A 25,075-nucleotide genomic window follows, 5' to 3' on the forward strand; every position below is an offset into this window, starting at 1 on the left:
CGCTAGGCCTGGGTGGCGACGCGGTCCTCGAGGAGACGCTCGTCGATGTCGCCGGTCTCGCCGTGAGACGCGGCGGCACGGCCAACGATGAAGACGTACGCGAAGAAGGCGAGCTCGGCGAGGATGCCGATGCCGACACGTGCCCAGGTGGGCAGGGGCGAGGGGGTGACGAAGGCTTCGATGATCCCCGAGATCAGCAGCACGACGATGAGGCCGAGGGCGATGCCGCCGGCGGTGCGGCCCTCCCGGGCCATCGACTGACCGCGGGTCAGCGAGCCGGGGTCGATCCAGGACCAGAAGATCCGCAGGCCGACGGCGCCGGCGACGAAGACGGCGGTGAGCTCGAGCAGACCGTGGGGCAGGATCAGGCCCCAGAACAGGCCGCCGCGGTCGTTGCGGTGCATCAGGGTGCCGATGATCGCCAGGTTGGAGATGTTCTGGAACATCGAGTAGATCACCGGCAGCCCGAGCACACCCAGAGCGATGCAGATGAACGAGACCCAGACGTTGTTGACCCAGACCTGGGTGGCGAACGACGAGGCCGCGTGCTCGCTGTAGTAGCCCTCGATGTCATGCTCGACCAGCTGCTTGATCTGCTCCGGCCCGAGCAGCGACTGCTCGACCTCCGGGTGGCGCAGCAGCCACCAGATCATCACCGCGGTGAGGATCACGTTGGCCGCCATCATCCCCAGCCACCACCAACGCAGCCGATAGAGCGCGGCCGGGAACCGGTGGGTGAAGAACCGCAGGAAGCCCGACCACGTGCTCGTCCGGGTGCCGGTGGTGCGGTTGCGGGCCGCAGCCAGCAGCACCGAGAGATGCTGGACGACGGTCGGGTCGGGGGCGTTGCTGCGGACCACGGACAGCTGGGTGCTCACCCGCTGATAGAGCTCGACCAGCTCGTCGGCCTGGGCACCGCTCAGCCGGCGCTCGCCCAGCAGCTGCTCGAGCCTGGTCCGGTCGGCCGCGGTCGCAGCCAGATACGCATCGAGATCCACGCCCGCAGCGTACGCTGACCGCCATGACCCCCGCGCCGCAATCGCCCGAGCTGCGCCCCCAGGAGCGGGCACGTCCCGAGCGGGCACTGCTCACCGAGGACGATCTGATCACCGGAGACGCGGTGGCCCTGGACCTTCCGGCCGCCGGCCTGGGGATGCGGCTGCTGTCGGGCCTCATCGACGTGCTCGTGGTGACCGCGCTGCTCGTCGTGACGCTGTTCGTCTTCATGACCGCCGCCCCGGCGACCGACGAGGCGCTCGCCTGGGCCGCCTACATCGCCGCCACCGCATCGGTCCTGCTGGTCTTCCCGACGATCATCGAGACGCTCACCCGCGGCCGCTCGCTCGGCAAGCTCGCGCTCGGCCTGCGCACGGTGCGCGACGACGGCGGCGCGATCAGCTTCCACCATGCGTTCGTGCGCGCCCTGGTCGGCGTCATCGAGATCTACGGCACCAGCGGCGCGGCGGCCTTCCTCACCGCGATGATCCACCCGCGCGGCAAGCGCCTGGGTGACATCGCGGCCGGGACGTACGTGATCCGGGTGCGGGTCCCGCTGCGCCCGCCGGCACCGATCCAGATGCCTCCGCCGCTCGCCGCCTGGGCCTCCCGCGCCGACGTCGCCACCATCCCGGTCGGGCTGTCCCTGGCGGTGCGCCGGTTCCTGTCCGGGGAGGTCGGCACGCACACCGACCCCGTCCGCCGCCACGCGCTGGCCGAGCGTCTGGCGACCAGCGTGCAGGAGTACGTCGCCCCCGGCCCTCCCCCGGGCACACCACCGGAGGCCTACCTGGCCGCAGTGCTCGCCACCCGCCGTGACCGCGACGCGGCAAGGCTGGCCCGGGACTCGGAGCTCCGGACTCGTCTCACCGCCGGCCGCTGACTCAGCGGACCGGGGTGAGCTGGAGGTAGTCGAGGTTCCAGTTCTGGTAGGCGTCGGCGGGCAGCGAGATCCGCACGATGTGCTTGCCCGCGGTCAGCCTGGTGACCACGCCACTGGGCTGGAGGGCGTACTTGTTGTGGCTGGTCGTGTTCTCGACCGCCACCGTCTCGCTCTCCGCCCGGCCGTCGAAGGAGATCGTGTAGGCGCCCGCCGGGTCGTACGGGCTGGAGGCCCGCAATGCCAGCTCGTAGCTGCCCGCAGTGCGCACGTCGACCTCGTACGTCAACCACTCACCGCCACGCAGCCAGCCCAGGCTGACCGCGCCGTCGGTGTCTTGGATGTCGACGTCCTCACCGGGACGCAGCTGCAGGTTGCTGCGGTTGCCGGCGTCGTTGTCGTGGTAGCCGACATCCCGGCCGGGCCGGAAGTCCTCGGCCTGCACCCGGACACCGCCGCGCGGCACCGGGTCTCCCTCGCCCGTGCGCAGCCAGCGCTCGAGCGCGCCCGTGTCGTCGGTCTGGAAGATCGTCGTGTGGTAGGACCGCACCAGCGACTCCCAGCCGCGCAGCGGATCGATCAGTGAGGCCTCGTCGGTCATCCGGTCGGGGAGGCCGTACCACATCGTGTTGGTCCACACCCTCGCCTTCGCGGCCACCCTGTCCAGGAACCACGGTCGGGCGACCGCATCGTCGACGGAGTCGAAGTTGACCTCGTAGGCGACCGGCTGCTCCTCACCGAACTGGTCGAAGGCGGCCATGTTCGCGTCGGTGACCATGTGCATGTAGACCGCGCCCGGGTGGCTATCGCGGAAGACCCGCACCTCCGCCACGGACGCATCGGACTTGTAGATGCCGTTGCGCACGGTGTCGGTCTCGACCAGCACCCGCCAGATCTCCTCGCGGAAGGGCCAGCCCTTGTCGAGGTTGACCAGGCCGCGGTCCTTGATCACCGCCAGTGCCTCGGCCAGGGTCGGTATCTGCTCGTCGGTCAGCGCCGCCTGCGCCCCGCCGAGCCCCTTCTTCAGACGCAGCTGCTTGATCTCGGCCAAGGTGAACGAGTCCACCCGGCCGGTCCCGTCGGTGGTGCGGTCCACGGTGGTGTCGTGCATCAGCACCGGTACCCGGTCCTCGGTCAGCTGGATGTCCAGCTCGACGATCTCGGCGCCGTCGGCGAAGGCGGACCGGATGGACGGAAGCGAGTTCTCCGGCGCCTTACGCCACTGGGCGCGGTGAGCGGCGGTGAGGATCTTGGCCTTCGGACCGTGGTCGAGCAGGTCGCGGTAGGCGCGCTCAGCCGCGGTGGCGCCACCTCGGCCCGGGCCGCCGAACCGGAGCGCGTCGCTCTCGTCCGCGGACAGGGCGACGCTCTCGGGGGTCGAGGCGGCGAGCATCGTCCCGGCCGTGGCACCGACACAGAGCAGAGCGAAGGCTGCAGAGAGGCGGCGTACGCCGCGAGCGAGACTCATGCGGAGAACCCTGGCCGTGGACCCGGACCGCCGGGCGTCACCGAACTGGCCTGCAGGAGACGGCTCCGTGAAACTTGCAGGTGCGGCTACCTCTCGACCGCCCGCAGCCGCTTCGCGCTCAGACCGACGGACCTCAGCTCCAGCTCGGCCAGCTTCGCCACCACGTCGGCGTCGCCGTCGCGCCAGGCCCTGACCGGGTCGTCGGTGATCTTGACGAGCTTGTGCAGCGGCTGGGTCGACATCGCCCGCAGCGCCACCAGGTCGGCGCCGGTGCCTGCCTCAAGGAACCGCTGGGTCGAGGTCGCGGTGCGGATGAACCGCCACCGCAGCGGGACGTAGACCAGCAGCCACATCAGCACCGGGACGACCACGACGGCGATCGCCAGCCCGATCGCGATGGTGGAGACGGCATCGACCTGGGCCTCCCCGGCGGCGCGGAGCTGGTCGGCGGCCTTCGCGGCCCCCTCGAACGGCGCGGCGATGCCGTCCTTCACCAGCGGCAGGTCATCGACCCGGCCGGCCGCCTCGAGCATCTTCGCGGAGAGGGAGGTGCCGGCCTCGTCCATCTTCTCGCCGGGCACGGCGAGGGCCGAGACCAGCTCGTGGACGAGCTTCCCGAGGAGGACCCAACCGACGATCCACGCCACCGTCAGCAGGTCGGCGAAAAGCTGGGCAACGCGGCGCGAGGGCGTGTCGGCGTACAACTTCATGTCGTCGATCCTGACGGCTCCGAGCCCACAGATCAGTGACGACACGGGTAGTTGGGGTCAACGCCTCCGGTAGAGCAGGTCGGTGATGACCCGATCCTTGGCCAGACCCTTGCGCTCGAACTTGGTCACCGGGCGCTCGTCCCAGCGCTCGACCACCCCACCGCTCAGCAGCGGCTCCGCGTCGAGGACCTCGACCATCTGCTCGGCGTACTCGACCCAGTCGGTCGCCAGCCGCCAGGTCCCGCCCGACTCGAGCCGCTCCGCGATCATCCGAGCGTTGGTGGCGGTGACCAGGCGGCGCTTGTGGTGGCGGGTCTTGTGCCACGGGTCGGGGAAGAACGTCCAGATCTCTCGGACCGACTCCGGGGCGACGACGTTCTCGAGCATCCAGAGCGCGTCGACGCTGCAGAACCGCACGTTCGTCGCGCCCGCCGCGCCCACGCGGCCGAGGCTCTCCGCGACGCCGGGCCGCCACACCTCCAGCGCCAGGATGTTGGCCTCGGGACGGTTGGCCGCCAGCACCGCGGTCGCCTCGCCCACGCCGCCGCCGATGTCGACGATCAGCGGACCCTGGCGACCGAACCAGCTCTCCAGCGAGAAGCCCGCTTCGTCGACCGCCTCGTCGGGGATCACCCATTCGGCGGCGTACGCGTCCCAGGCCTTCTGCTGCTTGGTGTCCAGGCGGCTGCCGCGGCGGGTGTAGGTGAGGACCTCTCGTACCGTGCGGCCGTCGTCGAGCAGCTTCTGGTGGGGTCGGGCGGGGCGTACGGACTCGTTCATGGTGTCTCGATTCTAAAAGGCGAAGGGCGCCCAGGCCGAAGCCTGGACGCCCTTCTGGTCGCGGCTTACGCCGCTGAGATCACTTGATGATCTTGGTGACGCGACCCGCGCCGACGGTGCGACCGCCCTCACGGATAGCGAACTTCAGACCCTCGTCCATCGCGATGGGCTGGATGAGCTCGACCGACATCTCGGTGTTGTCACCCGGCATGACCATCTCGGTGCCCTCGGGGAGGGTCACAACGCCGGTCACGTCCGTGGTCCGGAAGTAGAACTGCGGACGGTAGTTGTTGAAGAACGGGGTGTGACGGCCACCCTCCTCCTTCGAGAGGATGTAGACAGAGCCCTCGAAGTTGGTGTGCGGGGTGGTGGTGCCCGGCTTGATGACAACCATGCCGCGCTCGACGTCCTCGCGCTTGGTGCCACGGAGCAGCAGACCGACGTTCTCACCGGCCTGGCCCTCGTCGAGCAGCTTGCGGAACATCTCGACACCGGTGACGGTGGTCTTCTGAGAGGTCTCGCGGATGCCGACGATCTCGACCTCCTCGCCGACCTTGACGACGCCGCGCTCGATACGACCGGTGATGACGGTGCCACGACCGGTGATCGTGAAGACGTCCTCAACGGGCATCAGGAACGGCTTGTCGGTCTCGCGAGCCGGGGTCGGGATGTAGTCGTCGACGGCCTGCATGAGCTCGGCGACCGAGTTCATCCACTTCTCCTCGCCCTGCAGGGCGGGGAAGGCGGCAACGCGCACGACCGGGATGTCGTCACCCGGGAACTCGTACTCGCTGAGGAGCTCGCGCACCTCCATCTCGACGAGCTCGATGAGCTCCTCGTCGTCGACCATGTCGCACTTGTTGAGCGCGACCACGATCGACGGCACGCCGACCTGGCGGGCCAGGAGCACGTGCTCCTTGGTCTGCGGCATCGGGCCGTCGGTGGCGGCGACCACGAGGATCGCGCCGTCCATCTGCGCGGCACCGGTGATCATGTTCTTGATGTAGTCCGCGTGACCCGGGCAGTCGACGTGGGCGTAGTGACGCGACTCGGTCTGGTACTCGATGTGCGCGATCGAGATCGTGATCCCGCGCTGGCGCTCCTCGGGAGCCTTGTCGATGTCCTCGAACGCGAACTCCGGGTTCAGGTCCGGGTACTTCGCGTGCAGCACCTTCGAGATCGCCGCGGTAAGAGTGGTCTTACCGTGGTCGATGTGACCGATGGTACCGATGTTGACGTGCGGCTTGGTCCGCTCGAACTTCGCCTTAGCCACTGTGGGCTCCTCCTGGTGTGATTTTCTTACTGACTCGTACTGAGTGGTGTTGCTGCCGAAGTCCCTGGACGGGCGACCCGAAGGTCACTCGCCACGGGCCTTCTTGATGATCTCGTCGGCGACGTTCGTGGGAACCTCGGCGTACGAGTCGAACTCCATCGAGTACGACGCCTGACCGCTGGTCTTGGACCGGAGGTCACCGACGTACCCGAACATCTCGGACAGCGGGACGAGAGCCTGGACGACCATGTCGCCGTGGCGCTCCTCCTGCGAAGACACCTGGCCGCGACGGGAGTTGATGTCACCGATAACGGTGCCGAGGAACGACTCGGGGGTCGTGACCTCGACGGCGAACATCGGCTCCAGCAGGACGGCCTTCGCCATGCGGGCGGCCTCCTTGAAGGCCTGGTTGCCGGCGATCTTGAAGGCGAGCTCGGAGGAGTCGACGTCGTGGTAGGCGCCGTCCTCGAGCGAGACCTTCACATCGACCATGGGGAAGCCGGCGAGAATACCGAACTCCATGGCGTCCTGAGCACCCTGGTCGACCGAGGGGATGTACTCCTTCGGCACGCGACCACCGGTGACGTTGTTGACGAACTCGTAGCCCGCGCCCTGGCCGGTCTCCTCGTCGACGTTCGGCTCGACGGAGATGACGACCTTCGCGAACTGGCCCGAACCACCGGTCTGCTTCTTGTGGGTGTAGCTGTGGTTCTCGACCTTCTTGCGGAGCGTCTCGCGGTAGGCGACCTGCGGCTTGCCGACGGTCGCCTCGACCTTGAACTCACGCTTCATCCGGTCGACGAAGACCTCGAGGTGGAGCTCGCCCATACCAGCGATGATGGTCTGGCCGGTCTGCTCGTCGGTCTTGACCGTGAAGGTCGGGTCCTCCTCGGTGAGGCGCTGAATCGCCGTGCCGAGCTTCTGCTGGTCACCCTTGGTCTTCGGCTCGATGGCGACCTCGATCACCGGGGCCGGGAAGCTCATCGACTCGAGCACGACCGGGTTGGACGGGTCGCACAGGGTGTGACCGGTCTTGGTGTCCTTCAGACCCATGACGGCCACGATCTGGCCGGCGCCCACCGAGTTGATCTCCTCACGCTTGTTGGCGTGCATCTGGTAGATCTTGCCGATGCGCTCCTTGCGGCCGTTGATCGGGTTGACCACGGTCGCACCCGCCTCGACCTTGCCGGAGTAGACGCGCAGGTAGAACAGCTTGCCCAGGTGCGGGTCGGAGGCGATCTTGAAGACCAGACCGGAGAACGGCTCGTCCTCGGAAGGCTTGCGGGAGACCTCGACCTCCTCGTCCTTGACGTCGTGGCCGATGATCGACTCGACATCGATGGGCGAGGGCAGGTAGTCGACGATCGCGTCGAGCAGGGGCTGGACGCCCTTGTTCTTGAACGCGGTGCCGGTGAGGATCGGGTTGAGCTTGTCGGCGAGGGTCGCGCGACGGATGGCGGCCTTCAGGGTGGGAACGTCGAAGACGTCGCCCTCCTCGAGGTAGACCTCCATGATGTCGTCGTCGGCCTCGGCGAGGGTCTCGACGAGCTTCTCGCGCCACTCGGCGGCCTTGTCGGTCATGTCGGCGGGGATCGCCTCGATGACGTAGTCCTCACCCTGCTGGGTCTCGCCGCGCCAGACCTTGGCGTTCATCTCGATCAGGTCGACGACGCCGATGAAGTCGGACTCGGCACCGATCGGCAGCTGCAGGACCAGCGGGGTGGCGTGCAGCTTGTCGACGATGGAGTCGACGACCATGTAGAAGTCGGCACCGGTGCGGTCGAGCTTGTTGACGAAGCACATCCGCGGGACGGAGTACTTGTTCGCCTGACGCCACACGGTCTGCGACTGCGGCTCGACACCGGCCACACCGTCGAAGACGGCGACAGCACCGTCCAGGACGCGCAGCGAACGCTCCACCTCGACGGTGAAGTCGACGTGTCCCGGGGTGTCGATGATGTTGATCTGGTGGTCCTTCCACCAGCAGGTCGTCGCGGCAGACGTGATCGTGATGCCGCGCTCCTGCTCCTGCTCCATCCAGTCCATCGTGGCTGCGCCCTCGTGGACCTCACCGATCTTGTAGGAGATACCGGTGTAGAACAGGATGCGCTCGGTGGTGGTGGTCTTACCGGCATCGATGTGCGCCATGATGCCGATGTTGCGGACCACATTGAGGTCCGTGGTGATGTCGACGGCCACTGTCTTCAGCGTTCCTTAAAGAGATTGTCTTCGGTCTGGATGGGCGGGGTGCCCACGTGGTTCTGCGAGCACCCCGCCGTACGTCACCAGCGGTAGTGCGCGAAGGCCTTGTTGGACTCGGCCATCTTGTGAGTGTCCTCGCGCTTCTTCACAGCGGCACCGAGGCCGTTGCTCGCGTCGAGGATCTCGTTCATGAGGCGCTCAGCCATCGTCTTCTCACGACGGTCCTGGGCGTAACCGACGAGCCAGCGCAGCGCGAGCGTGGTGCCACGCGTGCCCTTGACCTCGACCGGAACCTGGTAGGTCGCGCCACCGACGCGGCGGGACTTGACCTCGATGGCCGGCTTCACGTTGTCCATCGCACGCTTGAGGGTGACCACGGGGTCGGTGCCGGTCTTCTCCCGGCAGCCCTCGAGGGCGGTGTAGACGATGCGCTGCGCAACCTGCTTCTTGCCGTCCTGGAGGACCTTGCTGACGAGCTGGGTTACGAGCTGCGAGCCGTAGACGGGGTCGACGACGAGCGGACGCTTGGGAGCGGGACCCTTACGAGGCATCTCACTTCTCCTTCTTGGCGCCGTAGCGGCTCCGGGCCTGCTTGCGGTTCTTCACGCCCTGGGTGTCGAGCGAGCCGCGAATGATCTTGTAACGAACACCGGGGAGGTCCTTCACACGACCGCCGCGGACGAGCACGATGGAGTGCTCCTGAAGGTTGTGGCCCACACCCGGGATGTAAGCGGTGACCTCGACGCCGGAGGAGAGGCGCACACGGGCGACCTTCCGGAGGGCGGAGTTCGGCTTCTTCGGGGTGGTGGTGTAGACGCGCGTGCAGACGCCACGGCGCTGCGGCGATCCCTTGAGGGCAGGCGTCTTCGACTTCGTCGCCTTGTCCTCGCGGCCCTTGCGGACCAGCTGGTTGATGGTGGGCACCTCGGTGGTTCCCCTTCTTTTCTGCTCTCACGACGCGGCGCTCTGCCACGAAGGATCCAATGGTGTGCGTCCAGGTGGTGCGATACCAACTGGTCCCGCCTCGCCCCCGAGGTCGGGCGTGTCGCCCTTACCTCAACAGCACGAAGACGGATCTTTCGAACCGAATCCCCACTTGAGGGCGCCGAGCCCGGGTCCGAGACCCTTTTCTCGAGCTTGTTCCGGGCACGCGCGACGGCCTGGTTGTCCCAGACACGCTTCAGAGGCTACCCGGCGGCTTGAGAGGGGGTCAAAACGGCCCGGATACCACCTCGGAGTGCGGCTAGGAGCAGCACCCCCGCAAGCGTACCGAAGAGGACAAGGGCGCCACTGGCGTAGAGGGTCGTGCGGGCGCCGAAGTGCTCGCCGACGAAGCCGATGAGCGGGGCGCCCAGCGGGGTGCCGCCCATCAGGACGGTCATGTAGATCGCCATCACCCGGCCGCGGAACGCCGGGGCCGCCTCGGTCTGCATGGTGGCGTTGCAGGCGTTGAGGACCGTGATGGTGCAGAACCCGACGATCGGCCCGGTCAGGGCGAACAAGGCGTACGTCGGCATGAACCCGGACACGATGATGGACAGCCCGAACCCGGTGGCCGCCCCCACGATCAGCTTGAGCGGGATCCGGGTGCGGCGGGCGCCGAGCAGCGCACCGGAGAGGGAGCCGACGGCCAGGACGGTGCCGAGCAGGCCGTACTCGCTGGCGCCCTTGCCGAACTCCTCGGTCGCCATCAGCGCCGAGGTGATCGGGAAGTTCGCACCGAACGTACCGACGAAGAAGACGATGACGAGGACCATCAGCATCTTGGGCTGCGTACGGATGTAGCCGATGCCCTCGCGCAGCATCCCGCGACGCCGGGCGACCGGTTCGGGCGTGTGGAGCTCGGCGGTGTTCATCCGCTGCAGCTGCCCGATCACGGCGAGGTAGGAGACCGCGTTGACGAGGATGACCCAGCCGGTCGCCTCGGGGCCGCTGCCCAGCCAGCCGATGAGGAGACCGGCCAGCGCCGGCCCGACCAGGCGGGCGAGGTTGAACGAGGCCGAGTTGAGGCCGACGGCGTTGGTGAGGTCGTCGGGGTGGACCATCTCGGAGACGAACGACTGCCGGCCGGGGCCGTCGAAGGCGGCGCCGGTGCCGAACAGGAAGGCGATCACGTAGACCATCCACACCTCGGCGTGGCCGCTCACCGCCAGCACACCGAGGAGCAGCGACATCAGGGCCATCCAGCCCTGGGCGGCCTGCAGCAGGCGGCGCTTCGGGAAGCGGTCGGCGATGACGCCGGCGTAGGGGCTGAGCAGGAGGATGGGGAGGAACTGGAGACCGGTGGTGATACCGAGTGCCGCTCCCCCGCCGCCCAGGCTGAGCACGAGCCAGTCCTGGGCGATGCGTTGCATCCAGGTGCCGACGTTGGAGACGACACTTCCGGCTAGGTAGAGGCGGTAGTTGTGGCTGCGCAGGGAACGGAACGTGGGACTCAACTGGTGGCTATTCTCTCCATGATCGAAGCGGCGGTGCGGAGGGCGGCGAGCTCGTCGGCATCGAGGCCGACGAGCTGCTGGGCGAGCCAGGCGTCGCGGCTCAGCCGGTCCTTACGTACGGTCCGGCGGCCCTTGTCGGTGATCGAGACCAGCACCTGGCGGCGGTCGGTCTCACCCTGGCGGCGCACGACGTAGCCGCCCTCCTCGAGGAAGTTGACCATCCTGGTCATGCTCGGCGGCTGGACCCGCTCGCGTGCGGCGAGAGCGCCGAGGGTCATCTCGTCGTTGGCGTACAGCGCCCCGAGGACCGCCATCGACCCCAGCGAGAGGTCGTTGTCGGGGTGGCGCTCGTTGGCCAGGCGGCGGCGCATCCGCATGACGGAGGTGCGCAGCTCCGAGGCGACCTCGGGGATGTCGGAGGCCGCGTCGGGCGCGGAGACGGGCTGTGCGGTAGGCATGTCGGTAAGCATAACTGCTTACCGGCGCTAACTATTCCGGAAAGAGACGGCGCCCTGACGAGGGCGCCGTCACAGGGTCAGGACATCGCGGCGAGCATGAGGATGTCGTCCCGGCTGTAGGTGCGACCGGGGTGTGCCTCGGCGAGGTGCTCCTGCACCTGCTCGACCAGCTCGTCGTCGGTCTCGGTGCGGAAGTTGGTGCCGCAAGGGCAGCGGAGCGAAGCCATCAGGACCTCCAGGTCGTCGAGTCGTACGCAGGGGCTCAGCGTCTCCAGACTAGCCCCCGATAGATTGGGGGCCATGAGTGACCAGTACCGGGATGACGACTACTCCGGCGGCTACCCGGAGCAGCAGTACGACGGGTACGAGGGCGACTACTACCCCGCGGACGGCGACTACTCCCAGGACTACGGCTACGACCAGCCGCCCGTCGAGGAGCCGGTCGAGGCCCGACCCGAGCCGAAGATCGAGCTGGTCGACGAGGACGGTATCCGCGCCTTCGAGCTCGCCACCCTCGGCTGGCTCGTCGGGTTCGTGGCCCTGCTCCCCTTCTGGGGTCTGCTCAACGACCGCGGCTGGACCTGGTGGATCTGGACCTGCCTGGCCGCCTTCGGCATCGGTGCCATCGGCATCGAGCTGACCCGGCGCCGCAAGGCCCGTCGGCTGCGGGCCGAGGGCCTCGGCTAGAACGCCTCGACGTCGTCGCTGATCGTGTCGAAGACCGGGTCCGGCAGCGGCTGCGGCTCGTGCTTCTTCGCCAGCCGCACCTCCGAGTGCGCACCGCACCCGTGGTTGAGGCTGACCACCTTGCCGTCGTCGTTGGCGTCGCCGTTGGCGCAGACGCCGAAGGTCGAGGCCAGGTGGCCGGTCAGCCGGACCAGGAAGCCACAGCTGTGGCACTGGTCGGGGGCGGCCTGGGCGAGCGGCGCCTCGGGGCCGCCCTCACCTGCGTACCACCGCTCGGCGGCGGCATCGAAGCCCGTGGTCGACAGGGTGCGGACACGACCGAGACCGAGATCCTTGGCGACCTCGCGCACCTGCGCCTTCTCGTCGGCGTCGAGCGGGTCGTCACCGAAGGCGTACGTCGGGACCAGCCGGGCGTCATCGTCCTCGACCGGGAGCAGGTCGCCGGGCGAGAGATCGCCGGGCTTGATCCGGTCGCGGTAAGGCACCCAGGCGGGGGCCACGATCGCGGCGTCGCCGGGAACGAGGACGACCTCGTTGACGGTCACCTCGGAGGCCTCGCCCAGGACCGGGACGTAGACGACCGTGACCGACCAGTGCCAGCCGACGTAGCCCTTGCGGGTGCAGGCGAACAGGTGGGTCACGACGCCTGGGCCGGCACCATTCTCGGCCACATGACCGAGATGTTCTCCGACGTCACCGGCTGGGACGTCGGACAGGAGCGCGGCGCGGGCCTCGTCGACGGCAGCGACGGCCGTCGCATCGGCGTACGGGGTCGTGATCACGGACCACATCTTCGCCCACAGGCGCCTCAGGTTCCACTTCGGGGTCACCTTGCGCCACCACAACCTGAACTTCCGCACAACGCGTCATCCTCCCAGACCCACGCCGCTACTGCACAGTCACGGCAGCCATTGAGATCTCATCAAAACGCCGACACCCGCCGGAGCGTGGCTGCGGCGGGTGTCGGGTGACGCTCGGCTACTGGAGCGCGCGCGTGGAGACCATGGAGAGGACGTACTCGACGAGCGAGATCAGCGTCGCCTTGGTCGACTGACGGTCGCGGGCGTCACACGTGACGATCGGGATGTCCGGGCGCAGAGCCAGGGCCTCGCGGATCTGCTCCGGCTTGTAGGCCTGGTTGGCGCCGAAGACGTTGTGGGCCACGACGAACGGCACGTTGCGGGACTCGAAGTAGTCGATCGCGCCGAAGGAGTCGGCGAGACGACGGGTGTCGATGAGCACCACGGCGCCGATGGCGCCCTGGGTCAGGTCGTCCCACATGAACCAGAAGCGGTTCTGGCCGGGCGTGCCGAACAGGTAGAGGATCAGGTCGGAGTCGAGAGAGACCCGCCCGAAGTCCATCGCGACGGTCGTCGTCTTCTTGTTGGGCACGGCGGAGAGGTCGTCGACGCCGGCGGTCGCCTGCGTCATCACGGCCTCGGTCGTCAGGGGGACGATCTCCGAGACGGAGCCGACGAAGGTCGTCTTACCAACGCCGAACCCGCCGGCGATGACGATCTTCGCAGACATCGTCGCCTGCTTGGAGTCGGTGGTCACTGCATTACTCCTGTCAAAGCTTCCTCAGGCCGGACAGCACGCGCTCGAGGAGAGCGGTGTCCGGGGCGTCCGGGACCTTGCTGGCGTGCACCTGCACCACGCCGCGCTCCGCAAGGTCACCGATCAGGACTCGGGCAACACCCAGGGGCACCCGGATGAGCGCCGCAACCTCGGCGACGGAACGGCTCTCGCGGCAGAGCTCCGCGATCGTCCGCTCCTCTGGCGACCGGACGTAGCCGTCGATCACGTAGCGGTCGGTGATCACCAGGGCTTCCATCGGGAAGACGCGCTTGGGTTGCGTGCGGCCTCGAGTCAGGGCATACGGCCTGACCAGGGGCGGCGGTTCGGAGGCGTGGTTGCTCACGATCTCGGTCCTAAGCTCGGGCGCGCATCAGGCGCCGGTTCTGGTATCGGGGGTGAGGGCGGTGGCAACACGCGAGATCAGCAGCTGCATCTGGTAGCCAACCTGTCCCAGATCGCAGTCGGGGGCGGCGAGGGCAGCAAGGCTGGAACCCTCACCAACCGCCATGAGGACCAGATAGCCACCGTCCATCTCGATGACCATCTGCTGGACATTACCCGCGGCGAAGCACCGAGCAGCTCCCTGGGTAAGACTCGTGAGACCGGAGGCGATCGCCGAGAGCTGGTCGGCCCGGTCCGGGGGGAAGTCGACGGAGCTGGCCATCGGCATGCCATCAGCCGACACCAAGATCGCGTGAGCGATGTCGGGGGTGCGCTGGGTCAGGCTGTCGACAAGCCAGTCCAGTCCTGCGGGGGCCGTTGTCACTGCTGCTCCTCACCTTCGGGGTTGCTTTCCGCCTCAGCGGGGTTGTTGCGGGCGCGGCTGACGCCCTTCTGGAAGCTGGACATGCCACGGGTGCGGCGCGCGTCCATGTTACGCGGACCTGATGACGGTGGTGTGACCGATGGGGCCGCGCCTGGGATGAGGTTCTGACCCGGGACACGCACCGGGAGGCCACCCTGGGTGACCGTCGCCGGCTCCTGCTCCTGCAGCTTCTCCAGCTCCTGCGCCCGACGCCAGCCCTCATCACCCGGCGAGGACCAGCTGACCGGCGTGGTCGGCTCGTCGTCCTGGACGGCCGGAGCCTCGCCGCGGTCCGCCGCGGGGGCGGGCGCAGCGGCGTCGCCGGGCGTGGGGCCCTGGCCGGCCTTGGCGGCCGGACCGGCAGCCGGACCGGCGAGCGGGTCGCTCAGCGGGTCGCCGCCCTTCGCCTCCATCGCCCGGCGCGCGCCGAGCGGGCGACGACGGGTGAACCACTCGGACTGGAGGTCGTCGAAGATCGAGCTGCCCTCGTCGTCGAGGATCGGGACCTCGGTGGTCGAGTCGAGCGGGTTCGGCGAGTTGGTCGGCTCCGGGGCCATCGGGCCCATCGGGGCGATCGCGTCACCGGCGGGACCGAACGGGTCGTCGTCGGGACCGAAGCCCGGCGGCGGCGTACGCGGCGTGGTGCGCTCGGCGGGACGCTCGAAGGTGCGGAACGCGCCGGTGTCGGTGCCGAACGGGCTGCCACCCTGGGCTCCCGGGTCGCGGCGAGGAAGGTCGCCGGTCTCGGTGCTCGGGTCGAAGCGGCCGTCGGGGAAGCGCGCGGCCAGGTCCTCGGCCTTGCGCACCGGCAGCATGTTGGACAGGAAGTTCTGCTGCGGTCCGCTCGACTGCGCCGGCTGCGACGGCTGGTTGCTGCTGAACGGGTCACCACCGAACGGGTCGCCGCCGTACTGCGGCTGGCCGCCGCTGTACTGCTGGGGCTGGGCCGGGAAGCTGCCCGTGCGCGCGGCCGGGGACTCGAAGCCCGGGTCGCCCGGCATCGGCGGAACGCCGCCGAAGGCAGGCTGCTGGCCCGTGTGCGGCCCGCTCTGGCCGAAGCCGTTGTGGCCGTTCGTGCCCTGCTGCGAGAAGCCGCCGCCACCGCCGTTGTTGGAGAGGTTGGGGTGGTTGGACGCACCGGGCGTACGGCTCGGCAGGGCCGGCGGCGCGGCCGCGGAGGCGGCGGGCGCCTCGGGTGCCGGGAGCGCACCGACGGGCACGTCGTAGGGATTGCCACCGGCGTAGGGCTGCGCGTCGTAGGCGGGCATCCCGTACTGCATCTCGTAGGGAAGCTCGCCGGCCACCGGGTAGGCACCGGTCTGCTGGCCGTAGGCGCCCTGCTGGAAGGCGTAGGCGTCGAAGCCCTGCTGCTGACCCGACGGGGCCTCCGCGTGAGCGCCGACGATCGTGGTGACCGGCATCTCGACGCGCGCGACCACGCCGCGGGGGCGGTTGGGCACGAGCTCGATGTAGAGGCCGTGACGCGCCGCCAGGCGCGCGACCACGACCAGACCCATCATCCGGGCGACGTCGGCGTCGAGGCCGGTCGCGCGGCGCAGCTTCATGTTGGCCGCGTCGAGCTCCTCCGGCGTCATGCCGATACCGAGGTCCTCGATCTCGACCAGCAGCGGCGCGGCGGGACCGGCGCGGAAGGTGCGGATCGTGACCGCGGTGTCGGGCGGGGAGAAGTTGGTGGCGTTCTCGATCAGCTCCGCGAGCAGGTGCACGAGGTCACCCGCGATCGCGCCCTCGAACTCGGCGTTCTCCTCGGAGTCGATGTCGACCCGGGCGAACTGCTCGATCTCGGAGGCCGCGGCACGGAGCACGTCGAGGACCGGGACCGGGCCACGCGCAGCGTGACCGATCTCGCCGCCGGCGAGAACCAGCAGGGACTCGTCGTTGCGGCGCATACGGGTCGCGAGGTGGTCCAGGCGGAACAGGTTCGCGAGGTCGTCGGGGTCCTGCTCGTTGGCCTCGAGCTGGTCGATGAGCTGGAGCTGGCGCTCGACGAGGCTCTGCGAACGGCGGGAGAGGTTCATGAACATCTTGTCGACGTTCGTACGCAGCTCGGCCTGCTCGCCCGCCAGCCGGATCGCCTCGACGTGGACCGCGTCGAACGCGTCCGCGACGTCACCAATCTCGTCTCGGCGAGCGATGTCCAGCGGCTCCACATGGGTGTCGACCGGGCCGTCGGCCTGGTTCATGTAGGCGACTCGCTCCGGCAGGTCGTGGTTGGCCAGGTTGTAGGCCAGGCGGCGCAGCTGGCTCAGCGGCGACAGGATCGAGCGGGCGGCGACCAGACCGACGGCGAGGGCGAAGATCAGCACACCGAGGACGAGGACACCGATGACGATCGCGTCGCGGGTCGCGTCCTTCTTGATCTGCTCGACGTCGTCACTGATCTCCTGCGCGGTCTCGACGATCATCTTCTGCAGACCGCGGATGAACTCCGTGCTGGCGCCGGTGTACTGGTCCGGGGTCATCTTGACCCGGTCCATGCCGCCGCTGGTGATCACCTGGTTGACGACCCGGTGGGCGGGTGCCCCGATCGAGCCGTTGGTGGTGGTCTCGTTGGTCAGCTCGTCGAGCTGCTGGCGGATCTCGTCGGAGGTCTTGAGGTAGTAGTCGGCCGTGGACAGGCGCCACTTGGCCTCGGCGCGGGCGAGCTCCGCGAACTGCTCGTCGGTGAGGACGTCGGGGTTGACCTGGCCGTTCTTCTCGGCGGCAGCCTTCTTGCTCAGCGCCTCCATCATGATCACGCGCTCGGTGCCCATCGCCTCCGAGGCGGGACGCACGTTGCTGATCGCGGCGATCTTGGAGAAGACCTCGTCGTTCTCCAGGGTCGGCATCTGCGCCGAGATCCCGAAGAGGTTGTTCATCACGGTCGTGTAGGCCAGCTGGGCCTCGACCTGGGTGTCCCGCTCCTGGATCTGCGCGCGCAGGTCGTCGATGCCGTTCAGCGCCTGCTGGATCTCGACGATGCTGTTCTCGAGGTCCTTGTCGTCGCCGGCGTCGATCTCCTTCGCCTTGGCGCTCCAGGCCTCGATCGACTCGTCGGTCGTCTGCTGCAGCGGCCGCATGACGACCTCGGGAACACCCGCGAGCGCACCGTCACGCTCGAACAGGATGTTGATCGCGAGGTTGTAGGTGTCAGGCAGTGCCTGGGCGACAGTCTCGGCCTGGCGTGCTTCCGCCTGGGCTGAGAGGGCGCGCGAAATGCTCAACCCGCCGAACACCATCGCCGCGATGGTCGGGATGAGCAGCACGAAGATCAGACGCGCTCGAATTCCCTGCCAGGGCTTGCGTTCCGGACGGTGGGTTGTGCTTGCGTATGGCTCGGCCATTACTCCCTCTCGTGGCCATGTCACATCATTCCCGAGAGGTATGCGCCGTCTGTGGCACACACCCCAGTCCCCCGCCGCGAAGCCTGCTGGCACCCGGGCGTGCCTGTCTGCAGTCTTTGGCGACGTAAACTTACGTCATAAGTGGTCTCGATTACCAATGGTGTACGAAATCATTTGCAAATCTATGGAGGGGTAGGCGGAGTATATGCCCCACCCGCACGAGGGACGAGACACCGAGCCATCCGTGGATGCCGTCGATGCCAGCAGGCGACCGGAGAGGGGAATACCTCACGCGTCGCTGGGCGCTGAGGACTAGGCTCTCCCGCGTCGGCCGTCACAGTCGCCGGGCGACGTACGTTTGAAGCGCAGATGCGCGAGGAAGGGGCAAGCTGCCGTGCCTACTGGCAAGGTCAAGTGGTTCGACGCCACCAAGGGCTTCGGGTTTCTGTCGCAGGACGACGGTCCGGACGTGTACGTCCACGCCGACGCGCTCCCCGAGGGCGCTGCCAAGACCTTGAAGGCCGGCACCCGGGTGGAGTTCGGCATCGCCCAGGGGCGCCGCGGCGAGCAGGCGCTCTCGGTGACCGTCCTCGAGCGCTCCCCGTCCGTCTCCGGTCGCCAGCGTGCCGCCAAGCGCCGCAAGCCCGAGGAGATGGAGCTGATCGTCGAGAACGTCATCAAGCTCCTCGACGACATCCGCGACGGCTACGCCCAGGGCCGCCCGCCCACCCGCGAGCTGGCCAAGAAGGTCTCCCCCGCGCTGCGCCAGATCGCCGACGAGTTCGAGCTCTGACCGGCTGGACCTGAGCTGGATCCGGCTAGATCCAGCTCAGGTCCGGGATCAGGGTCTGCACGCCGACCACGAGGCCGGCGATGTTCACGACCAGCAGGACGAGGATCCAGAGCACCGACGGGATGCCGGTCAGGCCGGCGAGCTGGTCGGGGTCGGAGCCGCGGCGGCCTCGCTCGCCGCGGCCGAGGAGCTCCAGGAGCGGCCTCGGCGAGGCGAGCAGGAGCAGCCACGTCACCAGGGTGGCGACGACGGTCTGGATGCGGTCGTCGCCGTACCAGCTGATCGCGCCGAGCGCGGCGCCGAGCACCAGCAGGACGACGAGGCCGTAGCCGTTGCGTACCCACACCAGCAGCACGAGCATCGCCGCCACCAGGAGCCACAGCAGCCCGAGGGCGTGGCCGGCGGCGAGCATGGTCGCGCTGAGCAGGCCGAGGAGCGCCGGGGCGAGGTAGCCGGCGGCGAGCATCGCCACCATCCCCGGCCCGGACGGCTTGCCGCGCGAGAGCGTGACGCCCGAGGTGTCGGAGTGGAGCTTGATCCCGGCCAGACGCCGTCCCACCAGGACCGCCACCACCGCGTGGCCGGCCTCGTGGACGACGGTGACGCCGAGGCGTACGGTGCGCCAGGACGTACGCCACACGACGAGTGCCAGGGCGACGAGCCCGGCGCCGATCAACCAGGGTGCTTCAGGAACGGTCTGGGTGGCGGTGATCGTTGCCCAGAATTCCCTCACGCCGCCACCTCCGTAGCGCAAGCGCAAGAATACGAAGGAGACGGCGTGTTGTGCTCGTGGCTCGCTCGCTGGCGCTCGCTCACTTCACGGCCTTCTGGTTCATCGATCCGGAGCGAAAGCCCCGCGGGTCGATCTCCGCGGCGGGAAATCCTGCGTCTGTCACGGTCCTGAGCACCTCGTCGGCATGGTCGGGGTCGAGAGGCAGGAGGTTAGCCGACAGCTCGACCGTCGCCTTCTCCCCGTGGTCGCGCACGCGCAGGTCCACCCGGGCGGCGTCGTGGCCGTGGGTGGCCAGGAGGCTGCGTACGCCTTGCTCTGCCCTCTCCACGCGCGCGAGCCGCCGCGGGGTGACCTCGAGGCCGTAGGCGATCCGGCTGGAGAGGCAGGCGGCCGCCGGCTTGTCCCAGGTCGGCAGGTCCCAGCGGCGCGATGCCTCACGGATCTGCGCCTTGGTCAGGCCGGCGTCCTTGAGCGGGGTGATCGCGCCACGCTCGGCGGCCGCGCGGATGCCGGGCCGGAGACCGTTGAGCCCCTCGATCGCGTCGTCGGCGTTGGTGCCGGTCGCGACGTGGGCCAGGCCGAGCTCGCGGGCCAACGGGGTGAGGGTGTCGAGCAGCTCGGCCTTGCAGAAGAAGCACCGGTCGGTGCCGTTGGCCCGGTAGCCCTCCCGCTCCATCTCATGGGTCTGCGGGGTGATGAGGCGTACGCCGAGGCTCCTCGCGAACTCGGCGGCCGGATCCCGCTCGGAGACCGGCAGGCTGTGTGAGTAGCCGGTCGCCGCGGCGACGTCGGCGCTGCCCAGAGCCCTGGTCGCAGCCGCGAGGAGGAAGGCGCTGTCGGCACCACCGGAGAAGGCGACCAGCACGCTCCCCCTAGTCCTGAGATCCGCTTCGAGAGCGTGGAGGCGTTGGTCGAGATCGGACACGCTCCGACCTTATCGACGTGCGCCAGAAGGCCCGGAGCGAGGAGCTACCAGGGCGGGGGAACGCCGCGCGCTCCCGAATTCCGGATTGCGCCGGACGTGGACCCTCGTCTGGATAGGGTCGGGGCCATGGGGGCAGAGGTGGAGGGGACGGCGAGGTCGGGCGGGCAGTCGAGGGGGTGTCTGAGGTCGGTCGTCGAGATCGTGATCATCGCGGTGACTGCCATCCTGCTCGCGGTGGTGATCAAGACCTTCCTGGCCCAGGCGTTCTACATCCCCTCGGAGTCGATGCGGCCCGGGCTGGAGGTCAACGACCGGGTGCTGGTGGAGAAGCCGTCCTACTGGACCGGCACACCCGAGCGCGGCGACGTGGTCGTCTTCGCCGATCCCGGCGACTGGCTCTCGACCAACCAGGTGCCGCCGGCGCCGACCGGTTTCCGGGCCGTGCTCGCCAAGATCGGGCTCTACCCGACCGGCGACCACCTGGTGAAGCGGGTCATCGGAGTCGCCGGCGACACCGTGGAGTGCTGCGAGTCGGGTCGCATCGTGGTCAACGGGACGCCTCTGGACGAGTCCTCGTTCATCGCCCCGTCCGATACCTGTGACGGTCCGATGGCGCAGGACAACGGGTCGTACGTCGAGGGCGGCTGCCGGGGCTGGAAGGCCGTCGTCCCCGAGGGCCGGCTCTTCGTGATGGGAGACAACCGCGCCAACTCCGCCGACTCGTCCTTCCACCTGTGCAGCCCCGAGCGTCAGAAGTCCGGTGACGAGGGGTGCCAGAGCGCGTTCGTACCGGTCTCCGACGTCGTCGGGCGCGTCGCCGTCGTCTTCTGGCCCACCGACCACTTCGACGTCGAGCACCGCCCGGAGACCTTCGACTCCGTCGACTGAATCTACCGTTGTTTCGGGCGAGAACGCAGTTGTGGGCGACGAAACTGTCGTCTCGTCGCCCACAACTACAGATTCGGCGGGTGGGTCAGGCCTCGCGGACCACATCCATGGTGCGGTCGCCGAACTTGACCTTGTCGCCGTCGACCAGAGCCGCGGGGCGGCGGGCGCCGAGGGCTCGTGCGGCACCCTGACGGATCAGGGTGGTGCCGTTGGTGGAGCCACGGTCCATGACCACGAGGGTGCCGTCGGCCGCGACCTGGAACTGGGCGTGGGTCTTGGACAGCGACATGTCGCTCGAGGAGAGGGCCACCCGGTGGGAGACCTCCTCGCCGGGGCGCGGCTCGGGGCCGCGGCCGACGATCGCCAGCCCCTCGACCACGAAGCTCTGGCCGGTGTCGAACGTGACCCGCCAGCGAGCCGTCACCGCGGGCTGTGGAGCCGCTGTGGGCGGCGCCGGCGGAGCGGGCTGGGCCACGGGCGGCACTGCCGGCGGGGCGGGTGGAGCCGGCGGTGCGGGCGGGGCCGGTGTCGGCACGGGAGCCGGCGGCGCCTGACGAGCGACCGGCACGCCGACCTGGGTCGGAGCCGCCTGAGCCTCGGCCACGGCCCGGGCAGCCGCTGCGTGGGCGGCGGGGCTCTGGGTCGGAGCCGCCGGAGTCTGCGGCCGCTCGGCACGCTCCGGGGTGGCCTCGGCCTGCTTGAGACGCATGGTGGTCAGGTTGACGATGCGGCGCGGCGCCGGAGCCTCCTCCTCGGCCTCGACGACGGCCGGAGGACGTACGTCGACCACGACCGAGCCGGCGCGGCGGTCGTGCCACCCCTGGCGGCGGCCACGCTCGTCCATCGCCGCGACCCAGGCGAAGGTGGCGGTGCCGATGCCGAGCGTCGGGATCGTGCAGAGACCGAGCAGGGCCTGGCGTACGAACGCCTTGCCGACGCCGATCGGGCGGCCCGCGGCGCCGGAGTCATCGCTGACCACGCGCAGCCCGAGGGCCATCTTGCCGGGCGTCTTGCCACCGGAGCCGGTGAGGATGGTGCCGACCAACCAGACCACCAGCACCACACCGGCGATCAGGCCGGTCCCGGCCAGCGTGTTCCCGTTGCGGAAGAAGATCAGCCAGGCGGCGACTCCCGCCGCGGCGAAGATCGCCCACGCGATCACCCGGTCGATGGCGAAGGCGTAGAACCGGCGGTCCGGCTCCGCGATCGCTGCCTCGACCGACGGAGCCTGGAGGCCGGCCACGCTCATGCCGCCGCCTCCGAGGAGAGCGGCGACACGAGCGAGAGCCGTTCGGTCACGGGTTGGTCACCCGGATCGTCAGGCTGTCACCGAGGTCGATGACGGCGCCGGGCATGAGCTGGACGGGTACGCCGGGACGCAGGTCCTCCGGGCCGAGCCCGGGCTGGACCAGGACGGTGCCGTTGGTCGAGCCGAGGTCGGTGACCACCGCGGCGCCGTGGTCGACGCCGGCACCCGGACGGATCTCGCAGTGGGTCGAGGAGATCTCCTGGTGAGGGCTCGGCACGGTCACCAGCATCGGCTGCTCGGTGGGCGTGAACCGGCTCGCCTCGGGGGCACGGCCGACGAGGACGACCCGGTCGACCTCGACGCGGTCGCCGCTGGAGAACTCCAGCCGCGCGACCGGGTAGGCGGTCACCTTCGGGGCCTCGGGCTGGCCGGGGATCCCGGCGAGTCCGGCGTTGAGGTCCTCGCCGACACCGATGCGGGTCAGACCGTCGTGGTCGTCCTCATCGGGGTTGGGCTCCTCCCAGACCGGCTCGTCGTGGGTCTCCGGGACCGGAGCCACCGGCGGAGCCGGAGGCGCGGGCGGGGCCGGGAAGGCGGGCGGGGCCGGGGGCGCCGGAGGGATGTCGGTCACCGGCGCGGGGGCCGGCGGGCCGTCCACGGGCGGTGCCTCGATCGGGGCGTCGACCGGCGCGGAGTCGATCAGACCGTCGGCAGGCACGTCGACGGGCGGCGGCGGAGGCGTGGTCAGCGGCGGCGGAGGCGGCATCGACGGCGGACCGAAGTCGGGCGCCTGGGCGGACTCGGGCTCGTAGGACTGCGGCTCGTCATAGGGCTGCTCGTCATAGGGCTGCTCGTCGTAGGGCTGCTCGTCGTAGGGCTGCTCGTCGTAGGGCTGCTCCTCGACGGCAGCGAGAACCTCGGTCTCGGCGTCGGGGGCGACCTCGGCCTCGGCCACCGGCTCCGGGGAGACCGCGGACGGCCCGAAGGACGAGGCCACCGCGGCGGCGTGCTCGTCGCTGGCGTAGTCGTCCTCGTAGGTCCGGGAGGCGGACTCGGGGTAGTCCTGGTCGTCGGCATCCTCCGACGCGGCCGGCATCTCGAACGCCTCGGTCGGCTCGGTCAGGTCGTCGTGGCGCGGCGCCGACGCCTCGCCGGACTCCTCACCACGGTTGACCGAGACCGGCTCGTCCGAGTCGGCGTCCGAGTCGGCGTCGGCCCCGAGACCCGGGAGGTCACCCGAGACCGGGATCGGCGGCACGACCGAGAGCGACGGCGGAGCCGCGGCCGGCTCCTCCTCGTCGAGACCCTGCTCCTCGGCGGACTCGGGGTAGGTCTCCTCGGGCAGCGGGTCGGTGAGCGGGTCGGCCTGCACCGGCTCGTCCACGCCGTCGTCGCTGTCGTCGGAGGCTTCCTCGACCGCCACCGGAGCGGGCACGAAACCCGCGCGGCTCTCGGGCGAGTCGTCCTGGCTGGACTCCGGGGCTGGCGGCGGGACCTCGAGGCCCGAGACGCGCAGCAGGCCACCGAGCGCGGTCATCGGCTCACCGGTCGCGCCCTCCTCGCCGAGCGAGATGGACATCCGGGTGACGCCCTCGAGGGTGCGCTCGACCCACGTCTTCGACGACGAGCCGTCGACCTCGACGGCACCCTCGCCGGCCTCGAAGGAGACCACCGACGGACCGCGCACGACGGTGCGTACGCTGCCGCCGTCAGGCGTCACGTCCCCGGAGACGAGGACGAAGCCCGGCAACGAACTGAGCCCGGTGGCGACGAGGGCGTCGAGCACCTCGTCGAACCCGGCACCGTCGTCGACGAGAGCCCACAGCGCACCCGCGCGGCTCTTCTCCGAGGGCGGGAGCAGCACCGTGGCGCTCTCACCGATGATGCCGAACCAAGTGCCCGGCGTGTAGGACGTGCTCGCGATGGTTCCTTGTTCACTCATGGCAGCACTCCTAGCTTCTGCTCCATACTCACCCTTTGTTGCTCCGAGTCATACGGGTTCTCCTCGGCCAATCCCATCACATCGACCACGATCGCGGTGGCGTTGTCCCTGCCACCCGCTTCGACCGCGGCGGCGACGAGCTTCTCGGCCGTGTCACGTGCATCGGTGTCCTCGGCGGCGAGGATGTCGGCGATCTCGGCATCCGAGATCATTCCGCTCACGCCGTCCGAGCACAGCATCAGCCGGGCGCCCACCGGCAGGGTCACCTGGAAGATGTCGGGAACCGCGGGGGCCATCCCGCCGAGCGCCCTGGTCACCACGTTGCGCTCGGGGTGGTGCTCGGCCTGCTCGCGGGTGATCTGGCCGGAGTCGACCAACTCCTGGACGAGGCTGTGGTCGCGACTGAGCTGGCTCAACGTACCGTCGAAGAAGCGGTAGATGCGCGAGTCGCCGACGTTGAGCAGGATCCACAACGGGCTGCTTCCGCCGTCGGCGATCAGGGCCGCCGCACAGGTGGTGCCGGACTGGTAGTCCGAGGCTCCGCGCGAGCGCTGCTCGAGCGCGAAGGCCACGATCCGGTCCTGGGCGGCCTGGAGGGCCTCGACCATCGCCTGGCTGCCGGACTCGGACACGTAATGGGTGCCACCGAGCTTGGCGAACTCCTGGATCACCATCTCGCTGGCGATGTCACCACCGTCATGGCCGCCCATGCCGTCGGCGACGACGAAGACGGGTGGCTCGGCCACGTGGGAGTCCTCGTTGACCTTCCGCACCTGGCCGACATCGGTCGCGGCCCCGTGCGCGATCACTACTTTCCTGGACATCTCGCCCCCTAGGCCTGCCGGGATAGCGTGATGCCGATGGACACAGGCTTCCGCTCACTCGCAGACCAGTTGCGCTCTTGGCCCACAGAGCGCATCTCACGC

Annotated in this window: 25 protein-coding genes; 4 read left to right on the top strand and 21 right to left on the bottom strand. The window is 69.3% G+C overall.

All coding sequences use genetic code 11. From position 1 onward, the window contains the following. Positions 1-2: 2 nt before the first annotated feature. Positions 3-998: a stage II sporulation protein M gene (locus tag ACWZJV_RS09765; protein ID WP_008360982.1), complete on the bottom strand. Its 996-nt coding sequence runs from the start codon at positions 996-998 to the stop codon at positions 3-5. Positions 999-1,021: 23 nt separating this feature from the next. Between ACWZJV_RS09765 and ACWZJV_RS09770 the strand changes: the two genes are divergently transcribed. Then, positions 1,022-1,879: an RDD family protein gene (locus ACWZJV_RS09770; protein ID WP_457181287.1), complete on the top strand. Its 858-nt coding sequence runs from the start codon at positions 1,022-1,024 to the stop codon at positions 1,877-1,879. 1 nt (position 1,880) lies between these two features. Here the strand turns inward: ACWZJV_RS09770 and ACWZJV_RS09775 are convergent, their stop codons facing one another. The 10 genes from ACWZJV_RS09775 to ACWZJV_RS09820 all read right to left on the bottom strand — a co-directional run bounded on the left by ACWZJV_RS09775 (position 1,881) and on the right by ACWZJV_RS09820 (position 11,432). After that, entirely contained in the window at positions 1,881-3,344 is a 1,464-nt protein-coding gene (locus ACWZJV_RS09775) for a glycerophosphodiester phosphodiesterase family protein (protein ID WP_008360979.1), read from the bottom strand. 86 nt (positions 3,345-3,430) lie between these two features. Then, a complete protein-coding gene (locus ACWZJV_RS09780; protein WP_040755996.1) occupies positions 3,431-4,054 on the bottom strand; it encodes a hypothetical protein in 624 nt (207 codons plus the stop codon). Positions 4,055-4,111: 57 nt separating this feature from the next. Continuing rightward, positions 4,112-4,834: a tRNA (guanosine(46)-N7)-methyltransferase TrmB gene (gene trmB, locus ACWZJV_RS09785; RefSeq protein ID WP_008360974.1), complete on the bottom strand. Its 723-nt coding sequence runs from the start codon at positions 4,832-4,834 to the stop codon at positions 4,112-4,114. Positions 4,835-4,913: 79 nt separating this feature from the next. Further along, positions 4,914-6,107, bottom strand: a complete 1,194-nt coding sequence (gene tuf / locus ACWZJV_RS09790; RefSeq protein WP_196872811.1) for an elongation factor Tu — start codon at positions 6,105-6,107, stop codon at positions 4,914-4,916. A gap of 84 nt (positions 6,108-6,191) precedes the next feature. Continuing rightward, positions 6,192-8,306: an elongation factor G gene (fusA, locus tag ACWZJV_RS09795; RefSeq protein ID WP_008360969.1), complete on the bottom strand. Its 2,115-nt coding sequence runs from the start codon at positions 8,304-8,306 to the stop codon at positions 6,192-6,194. Between the two features lie 83 nt (positions 8,307-8,389). Then, positions 8,390-8,860 (bottom strand): 30S ribosomal protein S7, encoded by a 471-nt coding sequence (gene rpsG / locus ACWZJV_RS09800; protein WP_008360967.1) that lies wholly within the window; start codon positions 8,858-8,860, stop codon positions 8,390-8,392. Between the two features lies 1 nt (position 8,861). Next, the gene (rpsL, locus tag ACWZJV_RS09805) at positions 8,862-9,233 is read right to left on the bottom strand and encodes a 30S ribosomal protein S12 (RefSeq protein WP_008360965.1); all 372 of its coding nucleotides are present in this window, start codon (positions 9,231-9,233) and stop codon (positions 8,862-8,864) included. A gap of 263 nt (positions 9,234-9,496) precedes the next feature. After that, entirely contained in the window at positions 9,497-10,747 is a 1,251-nt protein-coding gene (locus tag ACWZJV_RS09810; RefSeq protein ID WP_457181289.1) for an MFS transporter, read from the bottom strand. Beyond that, a complete protein-coding gene (locus ACWZJV_RS09815) occupies positions 10,744-11,205 on the bottom strand; it encodes a MarR family winged helix-turn-helix transcriptional regulator (RefSeq protein WP_040756146.1) in 462 nt (153 codons plus the stop codon). Before ACWZJV_RS09815 ends, ACWZJV_RS09810 begins: the two co-directional genes overlap by 4 nt. 77 nt (positions 11,206-11,282) lie before the next feature. Then, positions 11,283-11,432, bottom strand: a complete 150-nt coding sequence (locus tag ACWZJV_RS09820; RefSeq protein ID WP_008360959.1) for a DUF1059 domain-containing protein — start codon at positions 11,430-11,432, stop codon at positions 11,283-11,285. A gap of 73 nt (positions 11,433-11,505) precedes the next feature. Here ACWZJV_RS09820 and ACWZJV_RS09825 point away from each other — a divergent pair, with 73 nt between their 5' ends. Continuing rightward, positions 11,506-11,892 (top strand): DUF2530 domain-containing protein, encoded by a 387-nt coding sequence (locus tag ACWZJV_RS09825; protein ID WP_457181290.1) that lies wholly within the window; start codon positions 11,506-11,508, stop codon positions 11,890-11,892. On the opposite strand, the gene ACWZJV_RS09830 is transcribed toward ACWZJV_RS09825, so the two are convergent. The 5 genes from ACWZJV_RS09830 to ACWZJV_RS09850 all read right to left on the bottom strand — a co-directional run bounded on the left by ACWZJV_RS09830 (position 11,889) and on the right by ACWZJV_RS09850 (position 17,499). After that, entirely contained in the window at positions 11,889-12,683 is a 795-nt protein-coding gene (locus ACWZJV_RS09830) for a DUF3027 domain-containing protein (RefSeq protein ID WP_457181941.1), read from the bottom strand. The genes ACWZJV_RS09825 and ACWZJV_RS09830 overlap by 4 nt on opposite strands. Positions 12,684-12,870: 187 nt before the next feature. After that, on the bottom strand, positions 12,871-13,449 hold the full coding sequence (locus tag ACWZJV_RS09835; RefSeq protein ID WP_008360949.1) for a GTP-binding protein: 579 nt from the start codon (positions 13,447-13,449) through the stop codon (positions 12,871-12,873). A 13-nt stretch (positions 13,450-13,462) separates the two neighbouring features. After that, on the bottom strand, positions 13,463-13,813 hold the full coding sequence (locus ACWZJV_RS09840; RefSeq protein WP_008360948.1) for a DUF742 domain-containing protein: 351 nt from the start codon (positions 13,811-13,813) through the stop codon (positions 13,463-13,465). Between the two features lie 27 nt (positions 13,814-13,840). Then, the gene (locus tag ACWZJV_RS09845; protein ID WP_008360946.1) at positions 13,841-14,236 is read right to left on the bottom strand and encodes a roadblock/LC7 domain-containing protein; all 396 of its coding nucleotides are present in this window, start codon (positions 14,234-14,236) and stop codon (positions 13,841-13,843) included. After that, on the bottom strand, positions 14,233-17,499 hold the full coding sequence (locus tag ACWZJV_RS09850) for a nitrate- and nitrite sensing domain-containing protein (protein WP_457181291.1): 3,267 nt from the start codon (positions 17,497-17,499) through the stop codon (positions 14,233-14,235). Before ACWZJV_RS09850 ends, ACWZJV_RS09845 begins: the two co-directional genes overlap by 4 nt. 514 nt (positions 17,500-18,013) lie before the next feature. Here ACWZJV_RS09850 and ACWZJV_RS09855 point away from each other — a divergent pair. Continuing rightward, on the top strand, positions 18,014-18,412 hold the full coding sequence (locus ACWZJV_RS09855; RefSeq protein WP_008360941.1) for a cold-shock protein: 399 nt from the start codon (positions 18,014-18,016) through the stop codon (positions 18,410-18,412). Positions 18,413-18,437: 25 nt separating this feature from the next. On the opposite strand, the gene ACWZJV_RS09860 is transcribed toward ACWZJV_RS09855, so the two are convergent. Together ACWZJV_RS09860 and ACWZJV_RS09865 are read right to left on the bottom strand one after the other, a co-directional pair. Beyond that, positions 18,438-19,145 carry a M50 family metallopeptidase gene (locus tag ACWZJV_RS09860; RefSeq protein ID WP_196872808.1) on the bottom strand — a complete coding sequence of 236 codons (708 nt, stop codon included), beginning with the start codon at positions 19,143-19,145 and terminating at the stop codon, positions 18,438-18,440. A gap of 79 nt (positions 19,146-19,224) precedes the next feature. Next, complete coding sequence (locus ACWZJV_RS09865) at positions 19,225-20,070, bottom strand: ATP-dependent sacrificial sulfur transferase LarE (protein ID WP_457181292.1); 846 nt, start codon at positions 20,068-20,070, stop codon at positions 19,225-19,227. 126 nt (positions 20,071-20,196) lie between these two features. On the opposite strand from ACWZJV_RS09865, the gene lepB reads away from it, so the two are divergent. After that, positions 20,197-20,958, top strand: a complete 762-nt coding sequence (gene lepB, locus ACWZJV_RS09870; RefSeq protein WP_196872807.1) for a signal peptidase I — start codon at positions 20,197-20,199, stop codon at positions 20,956-20,958. A gap of 85 nt (positions 20,959-21,043) precedes the next feature. Here the strand turns inward: lepB and ACWZJV_RS09875 are convergent, their stop codons facing one another. From ACWZJV_RS09875 to ACWZJV_RS09885, 3 genes are read right to left on the bottom strand one after another with little or no spacing between them, the layout of a single operon-like run. Continuing rightward, on the bottom strand, positions 21,044-22,207 hold the full coding sequence (locus ACWZJV_RS09875; RefSeq protein WP_457181293.1) for an RDD family protein: 1,164 nt from the start codon (positions 22,205-22,207) through the stop codon (positions 21,044-21,046). A gap of 46 nt (positions 22,208-22,253) precedes the next feature. Beyond that, the gene (locus ACWZJV_RS09880; protein ID WP_457181294.1) at positions 22,254-24,149 is read right to left on the bottom strand and encodes an FHA domain-containing protein; all 1,896 of its coding nucleotides are present in this window, start codon (positions 24,147-24,149) and stop codon (positions 22,254-22,256) included. Continuing rightward, the gene (locus tag ACWZJV_RS09885; protein ID WP_008360931.1) at positions 24,146-24,973 is read right to left on the bottom strand and encodes a PP2C family protein-serine/threonine phosphatase; all 828 of its coding nucleotides are present in this window, start codon (positions 24,971-24,973) and stop codon (positions 24,146-24,148) included. Before ACWZJV_RS09885 ends, ACWZJV_RS09880 begins: the two co-directional genes overlap by 4 nt. Positions 24,974-25,075 lie beyond the last annotated feature (102 nt).

It is taken from the genome of Nocardioides sp. WG-D5 (genome assembly GCF_054031175.1).

What these genes read in the sequence shown, in the direction of transcription:
- ACWZJV_RS09770 (WP_457181287.1), top strand. Translation starts at nt 1,022, where the DNA reads ATGACCCCCGCGCCGCAATCGCCCGAGCTGCGCCCCCAGGAGCGGGCA.
- ACWZJV_RS09775 (WP_008360979.1), bottom strand. Translation starts at nt 3,344, where the DNA reads ATGAGTCTCGCTCGCGGCGTACGCCGCCTCTCTGCAGCCTTCGCTCTG.
- ACWZJV_RS09780 (WP_040755996.1), bottom strand. Translation starts at nt 4,054, where the DNA reads ATGAAGTTGTACGCCGACACGCCCTCGCGCCGCGTTGCCCAGCTTTTC.
- trmB (WP_008360974.1), bottom strand. Translation starts at nt 4,834, where the DNA reads ATGAACGAGTCCGTACGCCCCGCCCGACCCCACCAGAAGCTGCTCGAC.
- rpsG (WP_008360967.1), bottom strand. Translation starts at nt 8,860, where the DNA reads ATGCCTCGTAAGGGTCCCGCTCCCAAGCGTCCGCTCGTCGTCGACCCC.
- ACWZJV_RS09815 (WP_040756146.1), bottom strand. Translation starts at nt 11,205, where the DNA reads ATGCCTACCGCACAGCCCGTCTCCGCGCCCGACGCGGCCTCCGACATC.
- ACWZJV_RS09820 (WP_008360959.1), bottom strand. Translation starts at nt 11,432, where the DNA reads ATGGCTTCGCTCCGCTGCCCTTGCGGCACCAACTTCCGCACCGAGACC.
- ACWZJV_RS09825 (WP_457181290.1), top strand. Translation starts at nt 11,506, where the DNA reads ATGAGTGACCAGTACCGGGATGACGACTACTCCGGCGGCTACCCGGAG.
- ACWZJV_RS09830 (WP_457181941.1), bottom strand. Translation starts at nt 12,683, where the DNA reads ATGTGGTCCGTGATCACGACCCCGTACGCCGATGCGACGGCCGTCGCT.
- lepB (WP_196872807.1), top strand. Translation starts at nt 20,197, where the DNA reads ATGGGGGCAGAGGTGGAGGGGACGGCGAGGTCGGGCGGGCAGTCGAGG.
- ACWZJV_RS09875 (WP_457181293.1), bottom strand. Translation starts at nt 22,207, where the DNA reads ATGAGCGTGGCCGGCCTCCAGGCTCCGTCGGTCGAGGCAGCGATCGCG.
- ACWZJV_RS09880 (WP_457181294.1), bottom strand. Translation starts at nt 24,149, where the DNA reads ATGAGTGAACAAGGAACCATCGCGAGCACGTCCTACACGCCGGGCACT.
- ACWZJV_RS09885 (WP_008360931.1), bottom strand. Translation starts at nt 24,973, where the DNA reads ATGTCCAGGAAAGTAGTGATCGCGCACGGGGCCGCGACCGATGTCGGC.